Origin of the sequence: Burkholderia sp. HI4860, assembly GCF_002223045.2 — a bacterium.
GTDB lineage: Bacteria > Pseudomonadota > Gammaproteobacteria > Burkholderiales > Burkholderiaceae > Burkholderia.
On sequence record NZ_NKFO02000003.1, the window covers coordinates 2,508,057 to 2,531,826 of the forward strand.

Consider the following 23,770-nt stretch of genomic DNA (forward strand, 5'->3'; position numbering starts at 1 on the left):
GACGGCGTCGCTTTCATCCTGCCATGCGTGTCAAACAGTTGCTTGCCGTGTCGCTGTCGGTGGCGCTCGCATGGCCGCCGAGCGGCCATGCGCAGAGCGCGTCCGCGCCGCCGCTCGAATCGGCGGCCGGCGGCGCGCGGTCGATTTCCACCGTGCCGTCCGGCATCGCGGCCGGCGTGTTCGGTACCTACGGCGGCGCGGAGAGCCGGTTTTCGGACGTGGGCGGCGCGTCGGCGCCGGCCGCGAGCCTGCGCGCGCCGCTTCGCGCGCTGGAGTTGCCCGACCTGGGCGACGGCTCCGGCGGTTCGCTGACGCCTCAGGCCGAGCGCCGGCTCGGCGAGCGCGTGATGCGCGAAGTGCGGCGCGATCCCGACTATCTCGACGACTGGCTCGTGCGCGACTACCTGAACGCGATGGCGGCGCGGCTCGCGGCCGCAGCGGCCGCGCGCTTCATCGGCGGCTACACGCCGGACTTCGACCTGTTCCCGGTGCGTGATCCGCAGATCAACGCGTTCTCGATGCCGGGCGGCTTCATCGGGATCAACAGCGGCCTCGTCGTCACGACACAGACGGAGTCGGAACTCGCGTCGGTGGTCGGCCACGAGATGGGGCACGTGCTGCAGCGGCACATCGCGCGGATGATCGGTGCGAACGAGAAGACCGGCTATACGGCGCTCGCGACGATGCTGCTCGGCGTGCTGGCCGGCGTGCTCGCGAGAAGCGGCGACCTCGGCAGTGCGATCGCGGTGGGCGGGCAGGCATATGCGGTGGACAACCAGTTGCGCTTCTCGCGTTCGGCCGAGCGCGAGGCCGATCGCGTCGGCTTCCAGTTGCTCGCGGGCGCGGGCTATGACCCGTACGGGATGCCGGGCTTCTTCGAGCGGCTCGACCGCGCGTCGATGGGCGATGCGGGCGTGCCGGCGTACGCGCGCACGCACCCGCTGACCGGCGAGAGGATCGCCGACATGGAGGATCGCGCGCGCCGCGCGCCGTACCGGCAGCCGCGCCAGTCGCCCGAATACGGGTTCGTGCGCGCGCGGCTGCGCGTCCTGCAGAACCGCGCGCCGACCGACATCGCGGCCGAGGCGCGGCGGATGCAGGTCGAGATCGACGATCGCACCGCGCCGAACGTCGCGGCGAACTGGTACGGCATCGCACTCGCGGATGCGCTGCTCGGCGAGTACGACGCAGCCGGCAAGGCGCTCGCGTCGGCACGCAGTGCGTTCGACGCGCGCGAGCGGCGCGAGGACGATCCGGCGACGAGCTCGCCGAGTCTCGACGTGCTGGCCGCCGACATCGCGCGTCGCGCGGGCCGGGCCGACGAGGCGGTGCGGCTCGCGGCGCTCGCGCAGCGGCGCTGGCCGGCGTCGCACGCGGCGATCGTCGCGCATCTTCAGGCGCTGATCGCCGCGCGCCGCTTCGCGGAAGCGCAGGCGCAGGCCCGCGCGCAGGCGAAGGCCGACCCCGAGCAGCCGGACTGGTGGGACTATCTCGCGAAGGCGAGCGACGGCAAGGGTGACCTGCTGGCGCGGCGCCGCGCACTCGCGGAGAAGCTCGCGCTCGACGGCGCGTGGCCGTCGGCGATTCGCCAGCTGAAGGAAGCGCGCGACGCGAAGGACGTGTCGTTCTACGAGCAGTCGATGATCGGTGCGCGGCTGCTGGAATTCGAGGCGCGCTACAAGGAAGAGCGCGAGGACGAGAAGAACGGCCGCGGGTAGCGGCCGATACGCGGGAAGCGCGGGCGCGGCCGCTACCGCTGCGGGTCAGTTGCCGCCGTCAGCCGTATTGCGGGCCTGTTGCGCCGGGCTGGCGACGTAGCCGAACCGCGCCGGCACGTCCGCACCGACGATGCTGCCGAGCGGCAGTGTGCGGCCGTCGCGCCAGTGCAGCACGGGCGGCGCGGCATCGAAATCGGCGTGATCGGCGAACAGCCCGAGATCGTGATCGTGCAGCGCCGCGATGCGCGGCGGCGTGCCGGCCGCGCGAAACAGCACGCCGCCTGCGTCGTCGAGCCAGGCTTCGTCCGGTTCGAACGGCATGCCGGTCTGGTCGGTGAGCGTGAGCTGCCCGTCGCGCTCGGCGAGCCGGACGACCCACGGCGTATAGGCGAGCTCGACGTACACGCGCTGCGGCCCGTTCTGGAAGAACCACTGGCCCTGTGCATCGCATTCGTAGTTGCGGCCGATGAACGCGTTCAGCGCCGCATGCCGGATCGGCGAGCCGAGTTCGCCCGCCGCCTGCGCCGCGTCGTCGCGCAGCCGCCATTCGCCGCGCCGGTCGAGCAGCAGCCAGCCGGTGCAGTGCGGCACGTTCGGCCACTTGGCGAGGGCCTGCCTGACGATGTCATCCATGGTCGACGAATTTGGAGCAATAGCCGAACACCCGCGCCGACAGCCAGTCGAGACGGCCGGGAAACGGCCCGGTCATGAATCCCGCGTGCCCGCCCGCCGCGGGCTGGTCGAGCTCGACGGCCGGCGAGACGTCGGCCGGGCCCGGTAGCGCCGATTCAGGCAGGAACGGGTCGTTGCGGGCGTTGAGGATCAGCGTCGGCACGTCGATCGCCGGCAGCAGCGGCCGTGTCGTCGCTTTGGTCCAGTAGTCGTCCGCGTTCGCGAAACCGTGCAGCGGCGCGGTCACGATCTCATCGAAGTCACGCATCGTCACGGCCTGCAGCATCGCTTCGCGGTCGAACAGCCCCGGGTACTGGTCGAGCTTCGCGAGTGCCTTGCGCTTGAGCGTCTTCAGGAAGCTGCGCGTGTAGACCATCGCAAAGCCTTGCGACAGCGCGCGCCCGCCGGCGTGCACGTCGATCGGCGTCGAGATCGCAGCGGCCGCCCGCACGATCGACGTGTCGCTGCGATGCTCGCCGAGCCAGCGCAGCAGCACATTGCCGCCGAGCGACACACCGGCCGCGACGAGCGGCCCGCGATGCTGCGCGGCAAGCCGGCGCAGGATCCAGTCGACCTCGGCGCTGTCGGCGAGATGGTAGAAGCGCGGCTGGCGGTTGATCTCGCCGCTGCAACTGCGGAAATGCGGCACGACGGCGTGCCAGCCCTTCGCGCGCGCGGCGGCCATCATCGCGAGCGCGTAGTGCGAGCCGGAGCTGCCCTCGAGGCCGTGGAACAGCACGAACAGCGGCGCATCGGGCCGCGGCGCGGCGCTGTCGAGATGCGCGACCCAGTCGAGATCGATGAAGTCGTGATCGGGGGTTTCCCATCGCTCTCGTCGGTAAGCGACGACGGGACGCCGCGCGAACAGCGCGGGCACGATGGTTTGCGCATGGCTGTTGGGCAGCCAGCGTGGTGCGCGATAGCGCAGTAGGTCGTCGTCGGGGGCCGGGGCCCCGGTCAGCGGCGAGGTGGGCGGAGAAGCCGTACTCATGATCGCCCCGCGTATGCGTTGCTTCGTCTTTTCGTCAGTGCAGCGGACCCTGCCCATGACGGATCTTCGCGGCGAATTGTCCGGCCGCCTGTTCGGGAATCGGGCTCGCGTGAATATGCGCGATACGCCACTCGCCACGCTCGTGAATCATCACGTACGTCGCGAACACCATGTCGGGTTCGGCCGTCAGGTCGGCCTGCTGATGCGCTTCGGCGATCGTATAGACGACCGTGCCGAGGCTATCGTACACGCGGATGTCGAGCGGCTCGATCGTCACGGGGCGCGTGGCGAGCCGGTTGGCGAGCCCGCTGCGGATCTGGTCGAGGCCGTGCAGATGCTCGCCGTCCGCCCATACGCAGCTGGCGAAATCCTCGTCGATCCACAGTCCCAGCAGCGCGTCGAGATTGGCATCGGCGACGGCCTGGTAGTAGGCGTTCAGCGTATCGGCGGCGGCTTCGAAGAGGCGGGCAAAACGTGGCATCGGGGTTATCTCTCGCGCGCGTCGCGCGCCGTATTCAGCACGGCGGCCCGGATGGAGCCGCCGTACACCGGTGAATCGGATTGCCCGGCGCGCCGTGCGACGCTGCCGGCCAGGGTCAGCGCTGCCCGACGAGCATGCCGCGCAAATCGCCGAATACCTGCTCGGGACCGAGTTCGCGCAGGCACTTCAGGTGGCCGAGCGGGCACTCGCGTTCGAAGCAGGGACTGCATTCGAGATGAAGCCATTGTACCTTCGCCAGGTCCGACAGCGGAGGGGTGTGGCGCGGATCGGTCGATCCGTACAGCGCGACGAGCGGCCGGCGTAGCGCGGCGGCAACGTGCATCAGCCCCGAATCGTTGGTCACCACCGCGTTCGCGCGCGCGATCAGCGCGCACGCCTCCGACAGCGACGTCTGTCCGCACAGGTTGCGCACGTTCGGCGCGTGGTCGGCGATCGCCTGCGCGGCCGCGGCGTCCTTCTGCGAGCCGAGCGCGACGATCTGCGTGTACGGGAACGACTGGTGGACGATGGTGGCGAGCGACGCGAAGTGCTCGGGCGGCCAGCGCTTGGCCGGGCCGTATTCCGCGCCCGGGCAGAACACGACGAGCGGCTTGCGCGTATCGAGATTGAAACGGGCGGACACGCGCGCCGTCTCGTTGAGATCGGCGTCGAGGCGCGGCGCGGGCAGCGTCTTCATCGACTCGGGCAGCTTCGCGCCCGGCGCATACGCGAGCGCCGCATAGTGGGCCGTCATCGGCGGCCGCTCGCCCGATTTGTCCGGGTTCGCGTGCCGCACGTTCAGCAGCCCGTAGCGGTGCTCGCCCGTGTAGCCGACCCGCAGCGGGATGTTCGCGAGCCACGGGATCACCGCGGATTTCAGCGAATTCGGCAGCACGTACGCCGCGTCGTAGCCGACGTCGCGCAGGTCGCTCGCGAGCTGCCAGCGGCGCAGCAGCTGCAGCTTGCCGTGCGCGAGATCGGTCGCGTAGACATCGTGGATCTCGGGCATCCGCTCGAGCACGGGCGCGACCCACGAGGGCGCGACGGCATCGATCGCGATGCGGGGATGGTTTTTCTTCAGCAGCGCAAAAAGCGGCTGCGCCATCAATGCGTCACCGATCCAGTTCGGTGCGATAACCAGCGCTCGACGCATCAGGTCGACTTCCGATGTCGTAATGAAGCACGGCGCCCAGGCGCCGTGTTCGGGTTGCCAGAATGGAGAACGGCGGCGCGCCGGCAATCCGGCTGCGCCGCCTGGGCGATCGGCGGGCCTGCATCAGCCTGCAGGCCCGGCCGCCGGGGCTCAGTGGCCCTTGACGACCTCGCCGTCACGCAGCTTGTAGCGCGTGCCGCAGTACGGGCAGCGTGCCTCGCCGTGCGAGACGTCGATGAAGACGCGCGGGTGGGCGCTCCAGCGCGCCATGGCCGGGTTCGGGCAGTACGCGGGAAGATCCTTGGCCGTCAGCTCGACCAGCGGCATTTCCTTGATTTCACTCATGAGACTTTCTCTTATCACTCTTTTGTGGGGCGGTCGGTGGCGCAGCGCGCTCAGACCTTCGTCAGCCAGTTCGCGTACTTCGCGTTCTTGCCCGACACGATATCGAAAAACGCCGACTGGAGCTTTTCCGTGACGGGGCCGCGCGCGCCGCTGCCGATCGTGCGGTTGTCGAGCTCGCGGATCGGCGTGACTTCAGCGGCCGTGCCGGTGAAGAACGCCTCATCGGCCGTGTAGACCTCGTCGCGCGTGATGCGCTTCTCGATCACCTCGATGCCGGCGTCCTTCGCGAGCGTGATGACGGTATCGCGCGTGATGCCGTCGAGGCACGACGACAGGTCGGGCGTGTACAGCTTGCCGTTGTTCACCAGGAAGAAGTTCTCGCCGGAGCCTTCCGACACGTAGCCGTCGACGTCGAGCAGCAGCGCTTCGTCGTAGCCGTCGGCGGTGGCTTCCTGGTTCGCGAGGATCGAGTTCACGTACCAGCCCGACGCCTTCGCGCGCACCATCGACACGTTCACGTGATGGCGCGTGAACGACGACGTCTTCACGCGGATGCCCTTCGCGAGGCCTTCCTCGCCGAGGTAGGCGCCCCACGGCCAGGCGGCGATCGCGACGTGGATCGTGTTGCCCTTCGCGGCCACGCCGAGCTTTTCCGAGCCGACCCAGATGATCGGGCGCAGGTAGCACGACTCGAGCTTGTTCTCGCGCACGACTTCGAGCTGCGCGGCTTCGAGCGTTTCCCGGTCGAACGGCACGTCCATCTGGAAGATCTTCGCCGAATTCAGCAGACGTTTCGTGTGCTCGTACAGGCGGAAGATCGCGGTGCTGCCGTCGGCCGACTTGTACGCGCGCACGCCCTCGAAGACGCCCATGCCGTAGTGCAGCGTGTGGGTCAGGACGTGGATCTTGGCGTCGCGCCAGTCGATCAGCTTGCCGTCCATCCAGATCTTGCCGTCGCGGTCGGCCATTGACATAGATTTCTCCTGGGATGCGGTTGTATGCAGCGTTGAGCCGGAAAGACGCTTATTTTAGCGTCATTTGAAGGCGATCCGGTCGGTCGGCGCGGGGCCGGCGCTATAATCGCCCGGTACCGATTCCAATAACGACGGGTCGACCCGGCAGGAGGCGCCGGCGCCCCGACGAACCGCCCGCTGCGGCCCGCTTCCCATGCTCGCTCGATTGTCCGCCACCGACCGCTTCGCGCTGATCCAGGGCGCGCGCGACTATTCCCCGACGCTGATGGCGATTTTCTCGTGGGGGCTCGTCACCGGCATCGCGATGAGCAAGTCGGTCATGACACTCTGGCAGGCGAGCGCGATGTCGCTGCTGGTCTACGCGGGCTCGTCGCAGCTCGCGGTACTGCCGCTCCTCGCGGCGAAGCTGCCGATCTGGACCATCCTGCTCACGGCCGCGATGGTCAACACGCGCTTCGTGATCTTCAGCGCCGGGCTTGCTCCCCATTTTTCCTACCTGCCGCTGTGGCGGCGCCTCGCGATCGGCTATTTCAACGGTGACGTGATCTACCTGCTGTTCCAGAAACAGGGCTTCGCGTACGGCCACGTGCCCGGCAAGGAAGCGTACTTCTGGGGGATGGCGCTCGCGAGCTGGCTGTCGTGGCAGGTGTCGTCGCTCGCCGGCATCCTGCTCGCGAGCTTCTTTCCCGCGAGCTGGGGGCTGGAACTGGCCGGCACGCTCGCGCTGATCCCCATCATGGTGTCGGCGGTCGCGAACCGCTCGACGCTCGCGGCCGTCGCGGTCGCCGGCATCGTGTCGCTCATCGCGTTCGACCTGCCATATCGGCTCGCGCTGCCGCTCGCGGTGCTCGCCGCGCTCGCGGCCGGCTGCACGGCCGATTTCTTCGTCGAGCGGGCCGACTGGCGGCGCATCCGCACCGAAACCGTGCACGAAAAGGAAATCGATTGACGTCCTCCGCCGCCTAAAGGGGGCGGATTCCCACAGCTGGCGATGCACGTCCGCATCGGAGAATGTTCAAAGCAGCGTTGGTATCTCGATCATGCACGACACCACAGCCATCGCAGGCCCACTCTCTTACTCGCAGTCCCGCGATACCTTTCGGCCGCGTCGTGCTGTCTTTCGACCCGCACGCCGAACAGGACTGGGTGGAACCGCTTTCGTCGACTTCCTCGAACGTGGCCCCGTGCGCGATCGCCTTGTAACGGAGCTTGTTTCGGAAGGACGACCAGGATGCGTCGTAGACGCTCTTCGCCATCCTGGTTCTGGGGAGCTTCGCGGCCGACACGTCGCCGACCGCGATGTAATCGAAGCGCCGCACCAAATCGAGCGCCAACCTGTGCTGGAAATCAGCACGCGCATTCGCCACCTTGGCGTGCAATTTCGCGATATGTCGCTTGTGCTTTCGCGCTCGCTGGGCCTTTGCCAGCTTATCGGCCGCTCGCTGGCCGAACCGGTCGTTCGGCAGCTTCTCGCCCGTCGAAAGTGTGGCGAAGTCTTTCAGGCCGAGATCGATGCCGACGCCGGAACGGATCGGGCGGGCCTGAACATCTGGCATCTCGATCACGATGTTCAAGAACCAATTGCCGCGCGCATCCTGCGCAAAGTTGGTTCCGTCCTTGATCTTGCCTTCGGGAAGCGGTCGGCTGTTGAACACGCGAAAGGTGCTGCCGGCAAAGCGAAATGCGTCGCCTTCGCGCTTCAGGTCACGCCCCTTCAACGGCACCCAGCCAAGAGATTTCTTGCCGCGATAGCGCAAGTAAGGCCGACGGCGCTGATTGCGCGACTTCGCGTATTGCTCGCACGTTGCGTTGACCGTGCCGGAGTGGATGCCGAGTATCTTGCTGCAGCCCGTCGTCAGTACGTTCAGATCGAAACCCGTCGGCCACCTCTTGTTCCACTTGAGGGCGTGTTTCTGCGTGTCGTTGCAGAAGTTCCAGACATAGTTCACCGCACGGCTCTGCTGGTTCAGGAGGCCGTTGAGCGACTTCACCCGGTAGCGATAGACAAGAATCATGCCGGTGATCCTAGTCGATGGAAGAAGCTGCCTGTCAAGGGTATGTCTTTCTTGCCCGCCATCGATGGCAACATTTCAAGGAGTAGTTGATGAGCGCGACGGAAATCTGGATCGTCATCATCGGGATGACGATCGTCACGGCCGTCACGCGCGCGCTGTTCCTGATCGGCGGCGAACGCACCGTGCTGCCCGAGCGCGCGCAGCGCGCGATGCGCTACGCGCCGGCGGCCGCCTTGGTCGCCGTCGTGCTGCCCGACGTGCTCGAAACGCCGGCCGGGCTGTCGTTCGCGCTGTCCAACCATCCGTTCTACGCGGCGCTCGCCGGCCTCGGCTGGTTTTTGTGGCGGCGCAGCATGCTCGGCACGATCGTCGTCGGGATGCTCGTCTTCACCGCGCTGCGCCTGGTCTTCTGATGGGCCGTCGTTCAGGCCCGCCGGGTACCGGCCGCCTGCGCGCGTGCATTGCTGCGTTGCGGCAATGGGTCCGTTCCCGCGCGCGATCCCAAATAGGCGGAATTCGCCGCCCGCGGGTCAGTCTGCCGGGTGGATCGGCTAGAATGCCCGTTCGAGATTTTTTACCCGTGCGCGTCATGCGAACCGCCAGCCACGGCCGCATCCGGCGCCCTTTCGCGGCAGCCCGCGCACGTCCAGCGTGAACCCCCTTTCCCCATCCACTACTTCAATTTGTTCAACATGAGCCAAGTCAAGCGTCTTACCGACCTGATCGCCGCCGGCCAGCTCGCCGGCAAGCGGGTATTCATCCGTGCCGACCTGAACGTCCCGCAGGACGACCAGGGCAACATCACCGAAGACACGCGCGTGCGCGCGTCCGTGCCGGCCATCCAGGCCGCGCTCGACGCCGGCGCGGCCGTGATGGTCACGTCGCACCTCGGCCGTCCGACCGAAGGCGAATTCAAGCCGGAAGATTCGCTCGCGCCGGTCGCGAAGCGCCTCGCCGAGCTGCTCGGCCGTGACGTGCCGCTCGTGTCGAACTGGGTCGAGAACGGCGTGAACGTCGCGCCGGGCCAGGTCGTGCTGCTCGAGAACTGCCGCGTGAACAAGGGCGAGAAGAAGAATTCGGACGAGCTCGCGCAGAAGATGGCGAAGCTCTGCGACGTGTACGTGAACGACGCGTTCGGCACCGCGCACCGCGCGGAAGCGACCACCCACGGGATCGCGAAGTACGCGCCGGTCGCGTGCGCGGGCCCGCTGCTGGCCGCCGAACTCGATGCGCTCGGCAAGGCGCTCGGCAACCCGGCCCGCCCGCTGGTGGCGATCGTCGCCGGCTCGAAGGTGTCGACCAAGCTCACGATCCTGAAGTCGCTCGCCGGCAAGGTCGACCAGTTGATCGTCGGCGGCGGCATCGCCAACACGTTCATGCTCGCGGCCGGCCTGTCGATCGGCAAGTCGCTCGCGGAAGCCGACCTCGTCAACGAGGCGAAGGCGATCATCGACGAAGCGCGCGAGCGCGGCGCGTCGGTGCCGATCCCGACCGACGTCGTGACGGCCAAGGAATTCTCGCCGACGGCCGCGGCCACGGTGAAGCAGGTCGCCGACATCGAAGCGGACGACATGATCCTCGACATCGGCCCGGATACCGCCAAGGCGCTCGCGAGCCAGCTCGAGAAGGCCGGCACGATCGTGTGGAACGGCCCGGTCGGCGTGTTCGAGTTCGACCAGTTCGGCAACGGCACCAAGACGCTCGCGGAAGCGATCGCCAAATCGTCCGCGTTCTCGATCGCGGGCGGCGGCGACACGCTCGCGGCCATCGCGAAGTACGGCATCCATGACCAGGTCAGCTACATCTCGACGGGCGGCGGCGCCTTCCTCGAGTTCCTCGAGGGGAAGAAGCTGCCGGCGGTGGAAGTGCTGGAAACGCGGGCGGCCTGAGCGTGGCGGCGCGCGCAGGGGTGACGAAGGCCGCGCGCTCCGCGAAAGCGGAGCCGACGGCCGGCGCGGGCAAGCGCAAACGCGCGCCCGCGCGGGCGAACACCGCCCCGCGCGCACCGGCGGCCGCCGGCGACGCGGCCGAGCAGCACCACGAGATTCAGAACAAAGCGATGCCGGGCGCAAGCACCGGCACGCCCCCCGGAGCGGCGGCCGCTGGGCCTGCCGCTTCCGGCTCTCGCAGCGTTTCACCCAGCGCATCCACCTTGATCCAGATGAGGAGTTTCATGCAGCGCGCCACCAAGATAGTCGCCACGATCGGCCCGGCTTCCAGTTCGCCGGAGATTCTGCTGCAGATGATGCAGGCGGGCCTCGACGTCGTGCGGCTCAATTTTTCGCACGGCACGGCCGACGATCACCGCCAGCGCGCCGAGATGGTGCGCGAGGCCGCCCGCAAGGTCGGCCGCGAGATCGCGATCATGGCCGACCTCCAGGGCCCGAAGATTCGCGTCGGCAAGTTCGAGAACGGCAAGACGACGCTCGAGCCGGGCCAGGCCTTCATCCTCGACGCGGGCTGCGAGCTGGGCAACGACGAGCGCGTCGGGCTCGACTACAAGGAGCTGCCGCGTGACCTGCGCACGGGCGACCTGCTGCTGCTGAACGACGGCCTGATCGTGCTGACCGTCGAGCGCGTGCTCGGCGACGAGATCCACACGATCGTCAAGGTGGGCGGCGAGCTGTCGAACAACAAGGGCATCAACCGCCAGGGCGGCGGCCTGTCGGCGCCCGCGCTGACCGCGAAGGACATGGAAGACATCCGTACCGCGATGTCGCTCGGCGCGGACCTGGTGGCGGTGTCGTTCCCGAAGAACGCGACCGACATGGAAATGGCGCGCCAGCTCGCGAACATCGCGGGCGCGCCGTACGGCATCAAGCCGAAGATGATCGCGAAGATCGAGCGCGCGGAAGCGATTCCGGCGCTGCAAAGCATTCTCGACGCGTCCGACGGCATCATGGTCGCGCGCGGCGACCTCGCGGTGGAAGTGGGCAACGCGGCCGTGCCGGCGCTGCAGAAGCGGATGATCCGGATGGCGCGCGAGTCGAACAAGCTCGTGATCACCGCGACGCAGATGATGGAATCGATGATCCACGCGCCGGTGCCGACCCGCGCGGAAGTGTCGGACGTCGCGAACGCGGTGCTCGACGGCACCGACGCGGTGATGCTGTCGGCCGAGACGGCTGCCGGCAAGTACCCGGTCGTCACGATCGAGACGATGGCGGCCGTGTGCGTCGAGGCGGAAAAGTCGGAAGAAGTCGAGCTGGACAAGGATTTCCTCGACCGCACGTTCACGCGGATCGACCAGTCGATCGCGATGGGCGCGCTGTTCACCGCGTACCACCTGGGGGCGAAGGCGATCATCGCGCTGACCGAATCGGGTGCGACCGCGCTGTGGATGTCGCGTCACTACACGCACGTGCCGATCTTCGCGCTGACGCCGCGCGTCGGCAGCGAGCGCACGATGGCGCTGTACCGCAACGTGACGCCGCTGCACGTCGACTTCAACAGCGACCGCGACTCGGCGCTGCAGGCGGCGCTCGAGATCGTCGTCAAGCAGGGCTACGTGCAGCACGGCGACATGGTCGTGCTGACCGTGGGCGAGCCGATGGGGCAGGCGGGCGGCACCAACACGCTGAAGATCGTGCGGGTCGGCGAGCACTATTGAGCGCCCGCTGAATCTCGGGCCGGCCTGCGAGCCGGCGGCCCGGATCGGCTCAAAAATCGATCCGGCACCGTTTTTCGCGCAAAAGCCGCGTGGGGTCCGAAGCCCCGCGCGGCTTTTTTTCTCATTTTTGCCCGCATTGTGCCGTGCGAACGTAACAAATTGCGAGTCGGCGCCACCGGGCGGTCGGAATCGGAGGCGCTTCGCGATAAAATGCGGCTATTCGACGCTCAGCCGCGCCGCGCCACCCCGGGTTCGACCGGGAGCGAGCGCCGCGCCGGCGTCAGGGCGCACCGGTTTTCATTCCATGGAGTTCCACAATGCCTCTCGTATCAATGCGTCAATTGCTGGACCACGCGGCAGAGCACGGTTACGGCCTGCCGGCCTTCAACGTGAACAACCTGGAGCAGGTCCAGGCGATCATGGCGGCGGCGGACCAGGTCGGCGCGCCCGTGATCATGCAGGCATCGGCCGGCGCGCGTAAGTACGCGGGCGAGCCGTTCCTGCGCCACCTGATCGAAGCAGCAGTCGAGTCGTACCCGCACATCCCGGTCGTGATGCACCAGGATCACGGCCAGTCGCCGGCAGTCTGCATGGCCGCGATCCGCAGCGGCTTCACCAGCGTGATGATGGACGGTTCGCTGGAAGCCGACGGCAAGACGGTCGCATCGTACGAGTACAACGTCGACGTGTCGCGCAAGGTCGTCGAGATGGCGCACTCGATCGGCGTGACGGTCGAAGCCGAACTCGGCGTGCTCGGCTCGCTCGAGACGATGAAGGGCGACAAGGAAGACGGCCACGGCGCGGAAGGCACGATGACCCGCGAGCAGTTGCTGACCGATCCGGAGCAGGCCGCCGACTTCGTGAAGCTCACGCAGTGCGATGCGCTCGCGATCGCGATCGGCACGTCGCACGGCGCGTACAAGTTCTCGAAGAAGCCGACGGGCGACATCCTGTCGATCCAGCGCATCAAGGAAATCCACGCGCGCATCCCGAACACCCACCTGGTGATGCACGGTTCGTCGTCGGTGCCGCAGGAACTGCTGGCCGAGATCCGCGAATTCGGCGGCGACATGAAGGAAACCTACGGCGTGCCGGTCGAGGAAATCCAGGAAGGCATCAAGCACGGCGTGCGCAAGATCAACATCGACACCGACCTGCGTCTGGCGATCACCGGCGCGATCCGCCGCTACCTGTTCGAGAACCCGGGCAAGTTCGATCCGCGCGACTACCTGAAGCCCGCGCGCGAAGCGGCGAAGCAGGTCTGTGTCGACCGTTACCTCGCGTTCGGTTGCGAAGGGCAGGCCGGCAAGATCAAGCCGGTGGCGCTCGACAAGATCGCCGAGCAGTACAAGTCCGGCGCGCTCGCACAGGTGGTGCGCTGAGACTGTAGTACGATTGCCGCGCCCGATGTGGGCAACGGCAAGGCTGTCCGGCCGGATCTGATCCGGCCCCGCAGCCGCTCCGTCCGGCCGAACGAGGGCCGGCCGGCAACCGCCCGGGCGCCGTCGCCCGGCGGTTCGCCGACGTATTGCAAGACCGCCGTTCCCGCCTGCCGCGGGGAACGGCGTTTCCCTTTTTGTTTGGCTCCTTATCTGCGAAAAGACGATGTCTACCCTCTACGAATCCACGCTCCGCTCGCTGCCGCTCCTCGGTCGCGGCAAGGTCCGCGATAACTACGCGGTCGGCAACGACAAGCTCCTGATCGTCACGACCGATCGTCTGTCGGCATTCGACGTGGTGATGGGCGAGCCGATTCCGAACAAGGGTCGCGTGCTGAACCAGATGGCGAACTTCTGGTTCGACAAGCTCGCGCACATCGTGCCGAACCACCTGACGGGCGACGCGCCGGAAGCGGTTGTCGCGGCCGACGAGGTCGAGCAGGTGAAGGGCCGCGGCGTGGTCGTCAAGCGCCTCGAGCCGATCATGATCGAAGCAGTCGTGCGCGGCTACCTGGCCGGCAGCGGCTGGAAGGAATACCAGGCGTCGGGCGCCGTGTGCGGCGTGCAGCTGCCGGAAGGCCTGCAGAACGCGCAGAAGCTGCCCGAGCCGATCTTCACGCCGGCCGCGAAGGCCGAGATGGGCGAGCACGACGAGAACATCACGTTCGAGGAAACCGAGCGCCGCATCGGCACCGAGCTGGCCGCGACGATCCGCGACATCTCGATCAAGCTGTACAAGGAAGCGGCCGACTACGCGGCCACGCGCGGCATCATCATTGCCGACACGAAGTTCGAATTCGGCCTCGACAACCACGGCAAGCTGTACCTGATGGACGAAGTGCTGACCGCCGATTCGTCGCGCTTCTGGCCGGCCGACCAGTACGAAGTCGGCACGAACCCGCCGTCGTTCGACAAGCAGTTCGTGCGCGACTGGCTCGAGGCGCAGCCGTGGGGCAAGACGGCGCCGGCGCCGGCGCTGCCGGCCGACGTCGTCGAGAAGACGGCCGCGAAGTACCAGGAAGCGCTCGAGCGCATCACGGGCCAGTCGCTCGCCTGACCAGAGGGAACGCACGAAATGAGTGAAGTCCAGACCGCCCACACGCACAGCGCACCGCTCGTCGGCGTGCTGATGGGTTCGAGTTCCGACTGGGACGTGATGAAGCACGCGGTCGCCATCCTGCAGGAATTCGGCGTGCCGTACGAAGCGAAGGTCGTGTCCGCGCACCGGATGCCCGACGAGATGTTCGACTATGCGGAGAAGGCGCGCGAGCGCGGGCTGCGCGCGATCATCGCGGGCGCCGGCGGCGCCGCGCACCTGCCCGGCATGCTGGCCGCGAAAACCACGGTGCCGGTGCTCGGCGTGCCGGTCGCGAGCAAGTACCTGAAGGGTGTCGATTCGCTGCACTCGATCGTGCAGATGCCGAAGGGCGTGCCCGTCGCGACGTTCGCGATCGGCGAGGCCGGCGCGGCGAACGCCGCGCTGTTCGCGGTGTCGATCCTGTCCGGCAACTCGGTCGACTATGCGAACCGCCTCGCCGCGTTCCGCGTGCGCCAGAACGAAGCCGCGCACGCAATGGTGCTGCCGCCGCTGGAATGACGGCGCACCGGCGGCCGCCCTGCCATTCGAGCGGCTGCCTGACCTCCCCACTTGCGGCGGGCAGCGCCCGCCGCGACCGACCACTGACATGACCGCAACTCCTGATTCCGTTTCCCCGATCCTGCCCGGCGCGTGGCTTGGCATGGTCGGCGGTGGCCAGCTCGGCCGCATGTTCTGCTTTGCCGCCCAGTCGATGGGCTATCGCGTCGCCGTGCTCGATCCCGATCCGACGAGCCCCGCCGGCGCGGTCGCCGACCGCCACCTGCGCGCGGCCTATGACGACGAAGCCGCGCTCGCCGAACTGGCCGACCTGTGCGACGCGGTATCGACGGAGTTCGAGAACGTGCCGGCCGCGAGCCTCGATTTCCTCGCGCGCACGACGTTCGTCGCACCGGCCGGCCGCTGCGTCGCGGTCGCGCAGGACCGGATCGCGGAGAAGCGTTTCATCGAAGCGTCGGGCGTGCCCGTCGCGCCGCACGTCGTGATCGAATCGTCGGCGGCGCTCGCCGCGCTCGACGATGCCGCGCTCGACGCGGTGCTGCCGGGTATCCTGAAGACGGCGCGCCTCGGCTACGACGGCAAGGGCCAGGTGCGGGTGAGCACCGCGCAGGAAGTGCGCGACGCGCATGCGGCGCTGAACGGCGTGCCGTGCGTGCTCGAAAAGCGCCTGCCGCTGAAATACGAAGTGTCGGCGCTGATCGCGCGCGGCGCGGACGGCCACTCGGCCGCGTTCCCGCTCGCGCAGAACGTGCACCACAACGGCATCCTCGCGCTGACCGTCGTACCCGCGCCGGCCGCCGATGCCGCGCGTGTCGAAGAGGCGCAGCAGGCCGCCGTGCGGATCGCCGATACGCTCGGCTACGTCGGCGTGCTGTGCGTCGAATTCTTCGTGCTGGAAGACGGTTCGTTCGTCGCGAACGAGATGGCGCCGCGCCCGCACAATTCCGGCCATTACACGGTCGATGCGTGCGCCACGAGCCAGTTCGAGCAGCAGGTGCGTGCGATGACGCGGATGCCGCTCGGCAACCCGCGCCAGCATTCGCCGGCCGCGATGCTGAACATCCTCGGCGACGTGTGGTTCCCGAACGGTGCGGCCGGCGTCGGTGCGGCGGCCGATGCCGTCACGCCGCCGTGGGACACGGTCGCGGCGATGCCGACCGCGCACCTGCACCTGTACGGCAAGGAAGAGGCGCGCATCGGCCGCAAGATGGGCCACGTGAACTTCACGGCCGAAACGCGCGACAAAGCCGTCGCCGCGGCCACCGCGTGCGCGCAGCTGCTGCGCGTACCGCTCGACTGAGACGCCGCCGATGTCCATCGATCTCCCGAACGCCGTGACGGCTGCTCAGATCGACGCGGCCGCCGCGTTGCTCGACGCGGGCCAGCTCGTCGCCTTTCCGACCGAAACCGTCTACGGGCTCGGCGGCGATGCGGCGAATCCCGAGGCCGTCGCGCGCATCTACGCGGCGAAGGGGCGGCCCGCGAATCATCCGGTGATCGTGCACCTGCCGCCAGGCGGCGACCCCGGCTACTGGGCCGCCGATCTGCCGGCCGACGCGCAGGCGTTGATCGATGCGTTCTGGCCGGGCCCGCTGACGCTGATCCTGAAGCGCCACGCGCGCATCCCGGACGCCGTGAGCGGCGGCCAGGATTCGGTCGGGCTGCGCTGCCCGTCGCATCCGGTCGCACAGGCACTGCTGGCCGCATTCAGCGCGCGGCGCGGCGGGCATGGCGGCGTGGCTGCGCCGTCCGCGAACCGGTTCGGCCATGTGAGCCCGACCACCGCGCAGCATGTGCGCGACGAATTCGGCGACACCGTGCACGTGCTCGACGGCGGCGCATCGGAAGTCGGTATCGAATCGACGATTCTGGACCTGTCGCGCGGTTTCCCGGCGCTGCTGCGCCCGGGGCACGTGACGCCGCAGCAGATCGCCACCGTGCTCGGCCGCGCGCCGCAACTGCCGGACGGCAGCGACGCGACCGCGCCGCGCGCGTCCGGCACGCTGAAGGCGCATTACGCGCCGCGCACGCCGCTCGCGTTGCTGCCGTTCGATGCGCTCGAGCCGTTGCTCGCGGCCGCGCAAACCGATGGCGAACGCGTCGCGCTGGTCGCCCGCGCGTCGCGCGCGGGGCAGTGGGCACAGGCCGACGGCGTGCATTTCGTCGCGGCGCCGGAAGATCCGTCCGCGTATGCGCGCGAGCTGTACGGAATGCTGCGTGCGCTCGACCGCGCGCAGGTCGCGCGCATCCTCGTCGAAAAGTTGCCGGAGACGGTCGAATGGATCGCGGTCAACGATCGGCTGGGCCGCGCCGCCGCGGCGTTCGAAGCGACCGAATGACGAAGGCGCGCGGCTGACGCGACCGTCGCCGCGCCGGTTTCCCGCACATGAAAAAACGCCCGACCGGCAAACCGGTCGGGCGTTTTCGTTTGGGCGCGTGGCCGGCGGCTTACTTGCCGACGCCGGACTTCGCGATCTGCTGTTCGACGAACTGTGCGAACAGCGCATGCAGGCGCGTCGTCGGGTGGACCGTGTCGGCGAACATGTAGGTTTGATCCGCGTTCGCGACCGTGTAGGTCTGCGGCGAGCAGAACAGCGACGAGCCGAATGCGGTTGCGTTCGCGACGCCGTACTGCGTGGCGGCCTGGACCATCGCCTTCAGGTTGCAGGCGGTGTCGGTGTTCGACACGGTGAAGCCGTTTGCCTTGTAGTTCGCGAGGATGCCGTCCTGCCACGTGAACGTGTCGAGCAGCACGTACTTGGTCGTGTCGACCTTGAGTGCCTGCAGCGTTGCGGCGAGCGTGCCGTTGAACAGCATCGACAGTTGCGTGAGGGTCGTCTGCGAACCGCCCTGGAGCGCGAGCGGCGTGCCGCCGATATCCGGCACGTTCGAGACGAACACGTGCGTCGCGCCGGCGGCGACGATCTGCTGCACGATGCCCGCGAGCTGTTGCGCGGCGGCGCCGATGTTCTGCTGCAGCTGCGTCGGCGTGATCGCGCCGGCCTGCAGTGCCGCGACCTGGTAGAAGATGTCGTTCGCGCCGCCGTTCAGCAGCACGATCTGGCCGGCGTTGAAGCTGCCGTGCTGCGACACGTACTGCTTGACCTGGTCGGCGATCGGCGTCGTGGTCGCTTGCGCGTAATCGGGGTTCGGCACGCTGGCGTCCGCGTGGCCGATGCCCGGCTGCTGCGTCACGCGCGAGCCGCCCTGAGCGTAGCCGAGGCCGCCGGTGGCCTGCAGCGGAATGCCGAAGCCGCCCTGGTTCGCGGGCTGCAGCGTGTCGCCGTAGTACTGCGCGACGTTCTGCGTCCACACCTGGCCCGGGTTGGTCGTGAAGCGGCCGCCGCCGAAGCCGAGCTTGATCTGCGAGTAGGTGCCCGCGTCGGACAGGCTGTCGCCGAACGACACGACCTGCATTTTCACGCCCGACGGCGGCGTGTTCGATGCGCTGTTGTTGTTGTCGTCACCGCCGCCGCCGCACGCGGCGAGCAGCGCGAGCGCGGCGCCGGCGATCGCGAGTTGCGCGGTGCGCAGCATGCGCTGACGGGTGCGGGCGGGTGCGTGTTGTTGTGTCTGCATCGTTCGATCTCCTCGTAGATATGGCCTGATGTGTTTCTCATCTGCCGCGTGCCTGCTCGGTTCCGGGCTGCGCGGCGGCCGTTGGCTGAAACGGTTTATTGGTCTCGCGCGGCCGCGAGCGGCACCATGCGCGGATCGGGGTTCGCGGCCTCGGCAATCTGCGCATGATAAGCGCTCGCCCATTCGGGCGGGCCGAAAATCGCGCGCAGCTTGTTGCGCCAGCCGTCGACGCGCAACGCGTCGCCGGCCATCGACACCCACTCGTGGAACGTCGCGACGAGCGGGTTGTTCGAGCCGAGCCGCTCGACGATTCCGTACTGCGGCGGATCGTCGGGCGTTTCCTCGACATAGCTGCCGAACAGGCGATCCCAGATCACCAGGACGCCTGCGTAATTGCGGTCGATGTAGCGCGGGTTGCGCGCATGGTGCGCGCGGTGGATCGACGGCGTGTTCAGCACGTATTCGAGCCAGCCGAGCTTGCCGATCGCCTGCGTGTGCACGAAGAACTGGAACGCGAGGTTGATCAGCACGATGCCGACGACCTGTTGCGGCGGAAAACCGGCGAACGCGAGCGGCAGCCAGAACACCCACATCCCCGCGACCGGGTACATCAGGCTCTGGCGGAACGCGGTCGAGAAATTCATCCGCTCGGACGAGTGGTGCACGACGTGCGCGGCCCACAGCCAGCGCACGCGATGGCTCGCGCGATGAAAGACGTAGTAGAGGAAATCCTGCGCGACGAACAGCACCGCGAACGACAGCCAGCCGTCATGCCACGTGAACAGGCGATAGTGCTGGTAGCAATACGCATAGACGGGGATCACGAACAGCCACGCGAGCTTGTCGGCGCCCTGGTGCATCAGCGCGAGCGCCGCGTTGCACAGTGTGTCGCGCCACGCATAGACAGCGTCCTGCGCACGGGTGCGGGCGAGGTGCCAGGCTTCCCACGCGATGCAGAGCAGGAAGACGGGCGCCAGCGCGAGCAGAAGCAATTCGACGTCGAATCGCATGGGCGTGTCTCCTTCTTTCCCCTGCAAGCCTTGAGGCCGGGCGTATGGCCCGTTGTAGATATCGGTCAGGCCAACAGCCTACGCAATCGCCAAGCGCTAGGCGAGGGGGCAGCGTAGAGGGTTCCCTCTGAGGACAGGGTTTTTACGGAAGCCGCGCGGCACGGGGGCGGGCGGTGTGGCCCTGTTTTGCGGGCGGGGGTGGCGCGCGGTGTGTCGCGCGCCGGTGGCGTCCGGCGTTTCAAACCGGAGAGGGCGGGATTCGGTGTGCGCAGGCGCCGGCAGGCGGCCCCGGCGGCGCGTCAGGGCGGCCCGCTGCGCGGTGCCGCCCGATGCCGAGGCGGGCCGACGCGCGCCGGCAGCAGGCCGCCGGGGTGCTTTATGTCGCGGCGCGCGGCGACGTCAGTGCGCGCCGGCGTAGATCCACTCGAGCAGCGAGTCGTGCGCGGCGCGCGCGGCTTCCGCGTGGTCGTTGTTGATGAAGCTCACGACGATGTAGCTCTGGCCGTCCGCACCGGCGACGTAGCCGGCGATCGCGCGCACGTCGCGCAGCGTGCCGGTCTTGATGTGCGCGTTGCCGAGCACGCCGGCGTTGGTGAGGCGGTTCTTCATCGTGCCATCGATGCCGGCGATCGGCAGCGAATCGACGAACGCCTGCGCGACCGGGCTCGCGTTCGCGGCCTGCAGCAGCGCGGCGAGCGACAGCGCGCTCACATGTTCTTCGCGCGACAGGCCAGAGCCGTTCTCGAGCACGAGGTCGGGCATCGCGATGCCGTTCTTCTGCAGGAACGCCTGGATCACGCGGCTCGACTGCTCCGGCGTCGCGGGCGGCTTGCCGCTGACCGCGCCGATCGTCAGGAACAGGTTGCGCGCCATCACGTTGTTGCTGAACTTGTTGATGTCGTAGACGATGCTGCCGAGCACCGGGCTGTGATGCACGGCGAGGGGCCGCGCGGCGGTCGGCACCTTGCCCTCGCTCACGGGCCCGGCGATCGTGCCGCCGTCCTGCTGCCACAGCGCGAGGAAGCCGCGCGCGAAGAACGTCGTGTGATCGAGGATCGCGAGGTTGGTCGTGTGCGCGCCGCAGCGCAGCGGGTAGTCGCCCACGAACGAGGCGGTCATGATCCCGCCGCCGGCCGTCAGCGTCGGGCGCGCGGCCGCGGCGGCCGCGCTGCACGAGCCCGAGCCTTCGACCAGCTGGTTGTCGATCGACAGGTCCGCGAGCGGCGGCAGCACGTCGACGGCCACCTTGCCGTCGTCGCCCGGCGTGACCGTGAACGACACGGCCTTGAATGCGTACAGCAGCGGATCGGGGCCGACGTTGTACGGCGCGCTCGCATCGTCGTCGAACGAAGGGAGATCGCGCGTCGACGTCGCGAAGTAGCTCTTGTCGAGCACGAGGCCGCCGGCCACGCGCTTGACGCCGGCCTTGCGGAGCTTGTCGACGAGATCGATCAGCTCTTCGGGCACGAGCTTCGGATCGCCGGTGCCCTTGATGTACAGGTTGCCCTGCAGCGTGCCGTCCGGGTCGACGGTGCCGTCCGTGTAGGCGGTCGTGCGCCAGCGGTAGTCGGGGCCGAGGATCGACAGGCCCGAGAAGGTCGTCACGAGCTTCATCGTCGAGGCCGGCATCATCGGCCGGCTCGCATTCCACGCGATCAGCGGTTCGGGATCGCCGACGCGCTCGACGACGACGCTCATCGCCGACGCCGGCACCTTCGCGCGCTGCAGCGCGACCAGCACCGACGCCGGCAGGCCGGCTGCGCGCGCGGCAGGCGACACGACGGCCGTCTTGCGTGCTTCCTTGTGGGATTTCTTGCGGGCCTGCGCGGGCGGCGCGAAGGCGAGGGCCGTGCAGGTGGCGACGATGGCGGCCGCCTTCAGGCAGACGCGGGCACGGGGGGCGAACCGGGTGGAAAGATCGGAAATCGGCATGAGCGAATACGGGGGAAGCACGACGTTCGGGCAGGGCGCGCGCGGCGCCAAAGCGCACATTGTAGAGACAAGTCCGGACAGCCCCCTTGCAATCCGCCTTTCTGTTGCATTGCACGGTGCCGCGCGCCCGGTTCGCGGCGCTACAATGGTCGGCGTGTTTGACTCGCCCCATGGATGCCTGTCCCGATGCGGATTCTGCTTGTCGAAGATGATCGAATGATTGCCGAAGGCGTGCGCAAGGCGCTGCGCTCGGACGGCTTCGCAGTCGACTGGGTGCAGGACGGCGACGCCGCGCTGACGGCGCTCGGCGGCGAGACGTACGACCTGCTGCTGCTTGATCTCGGCCTGCCGAAGCGCGACGGCATCGACGTGCTGCGCACGCTGCGCGCACGCGGGCTGGCGCTGCCGGTGCTGATCGTCACCGCGCGCGACGCGGTGGCCGATCGCGTGAAGGGGCTCGACGCGGGCGCCGACGACTACCTCGTCAAGCCGTTCGACCTCGACGAACTGGGCGCGCGGATGCGCGCGCTGATCCGCCGCCAGGCCGGGCGCAGCGAATCGCTGATCCGCCACGGCGCGCTGACGCTCGATCCCGCTTCGCACCAGGTGACGCTCGACGGCGCGCCCGTCGCGCTGTCCGCGCGCGAATTCGCGCTGCTCGAGGCGCTGCTCGCGCGGCCCGGCGCGGTGCTGTCGAAGAGCCAGCTCGAGGAGAAGATGTACGGCTGGGGCGAGGAGATCGGCAGCAACACGGTCGAGGTCTACATCCACGCGTTGCGCAAGAAGCTCGGCTCGGACCTGATCCGCAACGTGCGCGGGCTCGGCTACATGGTCGTCAAGGAAAGCTGACGCGTGAGGTCGATTCGTCATCAATTGCTGATCTGGCTGCTCGCGATCGTCGTCGCGGGCGTGGGCCTCGCGGGCTGGCTCATCTACCGGCAGGCGCTCGCCGAAGCGAACGAACTGTTCGACTACCAGTTGCAGGAAATCGCCGCGGCGTTGCCGTCCGAGCCGTTCTCGCAGGTGTTCGGCTCGCGCACCAACGGCGACGAAGGCATCGTGATCCAGATCTGGAACCGCAACGGCGTGCTGATGTACTTCTCGCATCCGCGTGCGCCGATCGCGCCGCGCGCGGAGCTCGGCTTCTCGACCGAACGCACCGATCGCGGCGAATGGCGCGTGTACGGCGCGATCGTCGGCGACAACGTCGTGCAGCTCGCGCAGCCGCTGTCGGTGCGCAACCGGCTCGCGGCGAACGTCGCGCTGCGCACGCTGTGGCCGCTGATCGTGCTGTTGCCGTTCCTCGGCGCGGCCGTGTGGGTGATCGTCGGTCGCGGGCTCGCGCCGCTCGGCCGCGTGACGCGCGCGGTCGAGGCGCGCCGGCCGGAAGCGCTCGATGCGCTGCCCGATGCGCGCCTGCCGCTCGAGGTGCAGCCGCTCGTCCGCGCGCTGAACGGCCTGCTCGCGCGGCTGGCGGCCGCCCTCGACACGCAGAAGGCCTTCGTGGCCGATGCCGCGCACGAACTGCGTACACCGCTCGCGGCCGTGCAGATCCAGGCGCAGCTCGTCGCCCGTGCGAAGGACGACGCGTCGCGCCGCGAGGCGATCGCCGATCTCCAGGATGGCGTGTCGCGTGCGACGCGCCTCACCGAGCAACTGCTCGCGCTCGCCCGCGCCGAACCGGATGGCGCGACGATGCGCGAGCCGGTCGACCTGCAGGCGCTGCTCGCCGAATGCGTGGCCGCGCTTGCGCCGCTCGCGCAACGGCGCGACATCGATCTCGGCTTCGAGGAGACGCGCGCGGCGAGCGTCGTCGCGGACGTCGGCGCGCTGCGCGTGATGTTCGGCAACCTGCTCGACAACGCGGTGAAGTACACGCCGGACGGCGGCCGCATCGACGTATCGCTGACCCGCGACGCGGCCGGCCGCGCGTGCGTGCAGATCGGCGACAGCGGGCCCGGCATTCCGGCCGACGAGCGCGAACGCGTGTTCGACCGCTTCTACCGCGACAGCTCCGCGCGGGCGCGCACCGACGTGTCGGGCAGCGGGCTCGGGCTCGCGATCGTCAAGCGCGTGGCCGCGCAGCAGGGCGCGACGGTGTCGCTCGGCGACGCGGCCGCGGGTGGCCTGCTCGTCAGCGTCGTGTTTCGCGATGCCGAGATGCCGGCGGAGGCGCCGCAGCCGTCCGAGTCCGTGTGAAGCACGACCCTGCGCGGGCGCCGGGAGCCGCTTAAGCCCCGCTTAAGGCTGATTA

The 23,770-nt window shown here is 68.5% G+C and carries 23 protein-coding genes; 12 read left to right on the top strand and 11 right to left on the bottom strand.

Annotated features, from left to right (window positions below; all coding sequences use genetic code 11):
- Positions 1-23: 23 nt before the first annotated feature.
- Complete coding sequence (locus tag CFB34_RS26930; protein WP_089440930.1) at positions 24-1,718, top strand: M48 family metalloprotease; 1,695 nt, start codon at positions 24-26, stop codon at positions 1,716-1,718.
- Between the two features lie 45 nt (positions 1,719-1,763).
- On the opposite strand, the gene CFB34_RS26935 is transcribed toward CFB34_RS26930, so the two are convergent.
- From CFB34_RS26935 to CFB34_RS26960, 6 genes are all read right to left on the bottom strand, one after another.
- Entirely contained in the window at positions 1,764-2,351 is a 588-nt protein-coding gene (locus CFB34_RS26935; RefSeq protein ID WP_089440929.1) for a DUF2946 family protein, read from the bottom strand.
- Positions 2,344-3,381, bottom strand: coding sequence for a hydrolase (locus CFB34_RS26940; protein WP_089440928.1), 1,038 nt, complete (start codon positions 3,379-3,381; stop codon positions 2,344-2,346). The genes CFB34_RS26935 and CFB34_RS26940 overlap by 8 nt, the downstream gene beginning before the upstream one ends.
- A 34-nt stretch (positions 3,382-3,415) precedes the next feature.
- Positions 3,416-3,862, bottom strand: a complete 447-nt coding sequence (locus CFB34_RS26945) for a nuclear transport factor 2 family protein (protein ID WP_006749968.1) — start codon at positions 3,860-3,862, stop codon at positions 3,416-3,418.
- Between the two features lie 115 nt (positions 3,863-3,977).
- The gene (gene waaF, locus CFB34_RS26950; RefSeq protein ID WP_039360609.1) at positions 3,978-5,015 is read right to left on the bottom strand and encodes a lipopolysaccharide heptosyltransferase II; all 1,038 of its coding nucleotides are present in this window, start codon (positions 5,013-5,015) and stop codon (positions 3,978-3,980) included.
- A 150-nt stretch (positions 5,016-5,165) separates the two neighbouring features.
- Positions 5,166-5,360 carry a zinc-finger domain-containing protein gene (locus CFB34_RS26955; protein WP_006749970.1) on the bottom strand — a complete coding sequence of 65 codons (195 nt, stop codon included), beginning with the start codon at positions 5,358-5,360 and terminating at the stop codon, positions 5,166-5,168.
- Between the two features lie 50 nt (positions 5,361-5,410).
- Positions 5,411-6,334 (bottom strand): branched-chain amino acid transaminase, encoded by a 924-nt coding sequence (locus tag CFB34_RS26960; protein ID WP_083265912.1) that lies wholly within the window; start codon positions 6,332-6,334, stop codon positions 5,411-5,413.
- 193 nt (positions 6,335-6,527) lie between these two features.
- Between CFB34_RS26960 and CFB34_RS26965 the strand changes: the two genes are divergently transcribed.
- Positions 6,528-7,283: an AzlC family ABC transporter permease gene (locus tag CFB34_RS26965; RefSeq protein ID WP_089440927.1), complete on the top strand. Its 756-nt coding sequence runs from the start codon at positions 6,528-6,530 to the stop codon at positions 7,281-7,283.
- 13 nt (positions 7,284-7,296) lie between these two features.
- Here the strand turns inward: CFB34_RS26965 and CFB34_RS26970 are convergent, their stop codons facing one another.
- Positions 7,297-8,349: an RNA-guided endonuclease TnpB family protein gene (locus CFB34_RS26970; protein WP_089440926.1), complete on the bottom strand. Its 1,053-nt coding sequence runs from the start codon at positions 8,347-8,349 to the stop codon at positions 7,297-7,299.
- Positions 8,350-8,438: 89 nt separating this feature from the next.
- Between CFB34_RS26970 and CFB34_RS26975 the strand changes: the two genes are divergently transcribed.
- Both CFB34_RS26975 and CFB34_RS26980 read left to right on the top strand, forming a co-directional pair.
- Entirely contained in the window at positions 8,439-8,762 is a 324-nt protein-coding gene (locus CFB34_RS26975; protein WP_069248754.1) for an AzlD domain-containing protein, read from the top strand.
- 279 nt (positions 8,763-9,041) lie between these two features.
- On the top strand, positions 9,042-10,238 hold the full coding sequence (locus CFB34_RS26980; protein ID WP_069257480.1) for a phosphoglycerate kinase: 1,197 nt from the start codon (positions 9,042-9,044) through the stop codon (positions 10,236-10,238).
- 157 nt (positions 10,239-10,395) lie between these two features.
- Here the strand turns inward: CFB34_RS26980 and CFB34_RS39090 are convergent, their stop codons facing one another.
- On the bottom strand, positions 10,396-10,524 hold the full coding sequence (locus tag CFB34_RS39090) for a hypothetical protein (RefSeq protein WP_256093618.1): 129 nt from the start codon (positions 10,522-10,524) through the stop codon (positions 10,396-10,398).
- Here CFB34_RS39090 and pyk point away from each other — a divergent pair.
- The 6 genes from pyk to CFB34_RS27010 all read left to right on the top strand — a co-directional run bounded on the left by pyk (position 10,523) and on the right by CFB34_RS27010 (position 17,334).
- Positions 10,523-11,959: a pyruvate kinase gene (pyk, locus tag CFB34_RS26985; RefSeq protein ID WP_039360687.1), complete on the top strand. Its 1,437-nt coding sequence runs from the start codon at positions 10,523-10,525 to the stop codon at positions 11,957-11,959. The genes CFB34_RS39090 and pyk overlap by 2 nt on opposite strands.
- Before the next feature lie 317 nt (positions 11,960-12,276).
- Complete coding sequence (gene fba, locus CFB34_RS26990; protein ID WP_034189083.1) at positions 12,277-13,341, top strand: class II fructose-bisphosphate aldolase; 1,065 nt, start codon at positions 12,277-12,279, stop codon at positions 13,339-13,341.
- Between the two features lie 223 nt (positions 13,342-13,564).
- Positions 13,565-14,455: a phosphoribosylaminoimidazolesuccinocarboxamide synthase gene (locus CFB34_RS26995; RefSeq protein ID WP_039360621.1), complete on the top strand. Its 891-nt coding sequence runs from the start codon at positions 13,565-13,567 to the stop codon at positions 14,453-14,455.
- 18 nt (positions 14,456-14,473) lie between these two features.
- Entirely contained in the window at positions 14,474-14,995 is a 522-nt protein-coding gene (gene purE, locus CFB34_RS27000) for a 5-(carboxyamino)imidazole ribonucleotide mutase (protein WP_039360624.1), read from the top strand.
- An 88-nt stretch (positions 14,996-15,083) separates the two neighbouring features.
- Positions 15,084-16,295, top strand: a complete 1,212-nt coding sequence (locus CFB34_RS27005; RefSeq protein WP_089440925.1) for a 5-(carboxyamino)imidazole ribonucleotide synthase — start codon at positions 15,084-15,086, stop codon at positions 16,293-16,295.
- 10 nt (positions 16,296-16,305) lie between these two features.
- On the top strand, positions 16,306-17,334 hold the full coding sequence (locus tag CFB34_RS27010; protein ID WP_089440924.1) for an L-threonylcarbamoyladenylate synthase: 1,029 nt from the start codon (positions 16,306-16,308) through the stop codon (positions 17,332-17,334).
- 109 nt (positions 17,335-17,443) lie between these two features.
- Here the strand turns inward: CFB34_RS27010 and CFB34_RS27015 are convergent, their stop codons facing one another.
- The 3 genes from CFB34_RS27015 to dacB all read right to left on the bottom strand — a co-directional run bounded on the left by CFB34_RS27015 (position 17,444) and on the right by dacB (position 21,516).
- A complete protein-coding gene (locus CFB34_RS27015; protein WP_089440923.1) occupies positions 17,444-18,574 on the bottom strand; it encodes an SGNH/GDSL hydrolase family protein in 1,131 nt (376 codons plus the stop codon).
- Between the two features lie 95 nt (positions 18,575-18,669).
- Positions 18,670-19,584, bottom strand: a complete 915-nt coding sequence (locus tag CFB34_RS27020; protein ID WP_089440922.1) for a sterol desaturase family protein — start codon at positions 19,582-19,584, stop codon at positions 18,670-18,672.
- A 399-nt stretch (positions 19,585-19,983) separates the two neighbouring features.
- Positions 19,984-21,516, bottom strand: coding sequence for a D-alanyl-D-alanine carboxypeptidase/D-alanyl-D-alanine-endopeptidase (gene dacB / locus CFB34_RS27025; RefSeq protein ID WP_089440921.1), 1,533 nt, complete (start codon positions 21,514-21,516; stop codon positions 19,984-19,986).
- Positions 21,517-21,702: 186 nt separating this feature from the next.
- Here dacB and CFB34_RS27030 point away from each other — a divergent pair, with 186 nt between their 5' ends.
- Positions 21,703-22,365 carry a response regulator gene (locus CFB34_RS27030; protein ID WP_021164091.1) on the top strand — a complete coding sequence of 221 codons (663 nt, stop codon included), beginning with the start codon at positions 21,703-21,705 and terminating at the stop codon, positions 22,363-22,365.
- Between the two features lie 3 nt (positions 22,366-22,368).
- Complete coding sequence (locus CFB34_RS27035) at positions 22,369-23,715, top strand: ATP-binding protein (protein WP_089440920.1); 1,347 nt, start codon at positions 22,369-22,371, stop codon at positions 23,713-23,715.
- Positions 23,716-23,770 lie beyond the last annotated feature (55 nt).